The organism is Pantoea sp. CTOTU46764 (assembly GCF_031974595.1).
In the GTDB taxonomy this organism is placed as follows: domain Bacteria; phylum Pseudomonadota; class Gammaproteobacteria; order Enterobacterales; family Enterobacteriaceae; genus Pantoea; species Pantoea trifolii.
Map to the genome: position 1 here is coordinate 112,646 of NZ_DALYOQ010000005.1, position 2,577 is coordinate 115,222.

The following is a 2,577-nucleotide window of genomic DNA, read 5'->3' on the forward strand; positions in this document are numbered from 1 at the left end:
CTGGCAGGCTGAAGAAGCTGTTGATGTAGCCCGCAATCAGATTGCGGAGCTGGTCAACGCCGATCCGCGTGAAATCGTCTTTACCTCCGGCGCGACCGAAGCGGACAACCTTGCGATTAAAGGTGCAGCGCAATGCCATCAGGCGCGCGGCAAGCACATTATTACCAGCCAAACCGAACACAAAGCGGTGCTCGACAGTTGCCAGCAACTGGCGCACGAAGGCTTTGATGTCACTTTCTTACAGCCGGGCAGCGACGGTATCGTCACGCCGCAGATGCTCGAATCTGCACTGCGCGACGACACGGTGCTGGTGTCGCTGATGCACGTTAATAATGAAACCGGTGTGATTCAGGATATCGCCGCCCTCGGCGCGCTGTGCCGTGCGCGTGACATCCTGTTCCACGTTGATGCCACGCAAAGCGTTGGCAAACTGCCGATAGACGTCACTGAACTGCCAGTGGATTTGATGTCCTTCTCGGCGCACAAGTTGTATGGACCGAAAGGCATCGGCGCGCTGTGGGTGCGCCGTAAACCGCGTCTGCAAATAGATGCGCAGATGCACGGTGGCGGCCACGAGCGCGGCATGCGTTCGGGCACATTGCCGGTGCATCAAATTGTCGGCATGGGCGAAGCCTACCGCATTGCACGTGAAGAGATGAGCAGCGAAATGGCGCGTCTGTCCGGGTTGCGCCAGCGTCTGTGGCGCGGCATTCGTCAACTGGGTAACGTGAACCTCAACGGTTCGCTGGATCAGGGCGCTCCAAACATCCTCAATATCAGTTTTGCCCACGTCGATGGCGAATCGCTGATTATGGCGCTGAAAGATCTGGCGCTGTCATCCGGTTCCGCCTGCACCTCGGCCAGTCTCGAACCTTCCTACGTGCTGCGCGCGATGGGCGTTGAGCAGGAGCTGGCACACAGCTCGCTGCGTTTTTCGCTCGGACGCTTCACCAGCGCAGAGGAAATTGAGTACGCTATCGAGCTGGTTAACAAAGCGGTAACGCGTCTGCGGGCGCTCTCGCCGGCAACAAACGCCCGCTAATTCATGCACCCCTTGCGCCGGTTCTGGCGCAAGGTGACACCTAACGCAAACGGAGCCACGCGATGACAACACAACCGATGATAATTACGCTCAGCTCCCAGGCCGCCGACGCGCGCTGGGGTGATAAAACGCTGCTGAGCAGCAACGAAAGTGGCATGACCATTCACCTGACTGGCGCAGATGCGCTGATGAGCATCCAGCGCGCGGGTCGCAAGCTGGACGGTCAGGGCATTCGTCACGTCGCCCTGCAGGGCGAAGGCTGGGATTTAGAGAAGTGCTGGGCATTCTGGCAAGGCTATCGCAGCCCGAAAGGCAAACGTCAGGTCGAGTGGCCGGAATTCAATGAGGCCGATCAGGCTGAACTTGCGCGTCGCCTGAAGATTGTCGATTGGGTGCGCGACACCATCAACCTGCCAGCGGAAGATCTCAGCCCAGAGCAGCTGGCACACAACGCGGTTGATCTGATCAATGAAGTGGGCGGCAAAGCGGTGAGCTATCGCATCACCAAAGGCGACGATCTGCGCGAGCAGGGTTATGCCGGACTTCACACCGTGGGTCGCGGTTCTACCCGCGCGCCGGTATTACTCGCGCTCGATTACAACCCAAGCGGCGATGAAAGTGCGCCGGTTTACGCGTGTCTGGTCGGTAAAGGTATCACCTTCGATACCGGCGGTTACAGCCTGAAGCAAAGCGCTTTTATGGACTCGATGAAGTCCGACATGGGCGGCGCGGCAACCTTGACCGGCGCACTGGCGCTGGCGATTTCACGCGGTCTGAATAAGCGCGTGAAACTGTATCTGTGCTGCGCCGACAACATGGTCAGCGGCAACGCGTTCCGTCTGGGCGACATCATTCGCTATCGCAACGGTAAAACCGTGGAAGTGATGAACACCGATGCGGAAGGTCGTCTGGTATTGGCTGATGGCCTGATTGATGCCAGCGAGCAGAATCCGGAACTGCTAATCGATGCGGCAACGCTGACCGGCGCGGCAAAAACCGCACTGGGCAACGATTACCACGCGCTGTTTACCTTTGACGATGTGCTGGCGGAATCGCTGCTTGGCAGTGCGACCGGCGAAAACGAAGCTTTCTGGCGCTTGCCGCTGGCCGAATTCCATCGCAGCCATCTGCCTTCGAACTTTGCCGATCTGAATAACATCGCCAGCCCGTCTCACGCAGCAGGTGCCAGCAGCGCGGCAGCGTTCCTGTCGCATTTCGTCAGTAAATATCAGCAAGGCTGGCTACACATTGACTGCTCCGCGACGTATCGCAAAGGTGCGGTAGATCAGTGGTCCGCCGGTGCGACCGGTTTGGGTGTGCGCACCGTCGCCAATCTGTTACTGAAATAGTCCTCATCACGGCAGGCGTAAGCTTGCCGTCTTTTTTGGAATACGATAAATGAGTAACCGTCTTGAAGAGGTGCTGAAGCTGGCGGCCACTGAGCCTGCGCACCGTCCGGAATTTTTCCAGCTGCTGCTGGACGCCGATGTTTGGGTGCCAGGCGAAAGTCCCGCTGAGCAGTTTGATGCGACGTC

Annotated in this window: 3 protein-coding genes; all 3 read left to right on the top strand. The window is 58.4% G+C overall.

Annotation, left to right across the window (positions count from 1 at the left end; genetic code table 11):
* The coding region (locus tag RTM06_RS03710; RefSeq protein WP_312180011.1) for an IscS subfamily cysteine desulfurase at positions 1-1,042 on the top strand (1,042 nt) is incomplete at its 5' end.
* Between the two features lie 62 nt (positions 1,043-1,104).
* Complete coding sequence (gene pepB / locus RTM06_RS03715) at positions 1,105-2,391, top strand: aminopeptidase PepB (RefSeq protein WP_312180014.1); 1,287 nt, start codon at positions 1,105-1,107, stop codon at positions 2,389-2,391.
* Between the two features lie 49 nt (positions 2,392-2,440).
* The coding region (locus RTM06_RS03720) for an SseB family protein (protein ID WP_312180029.1) at positions 2,441-2,577 on the top strand (137 nt) is incomplete at its 3' end.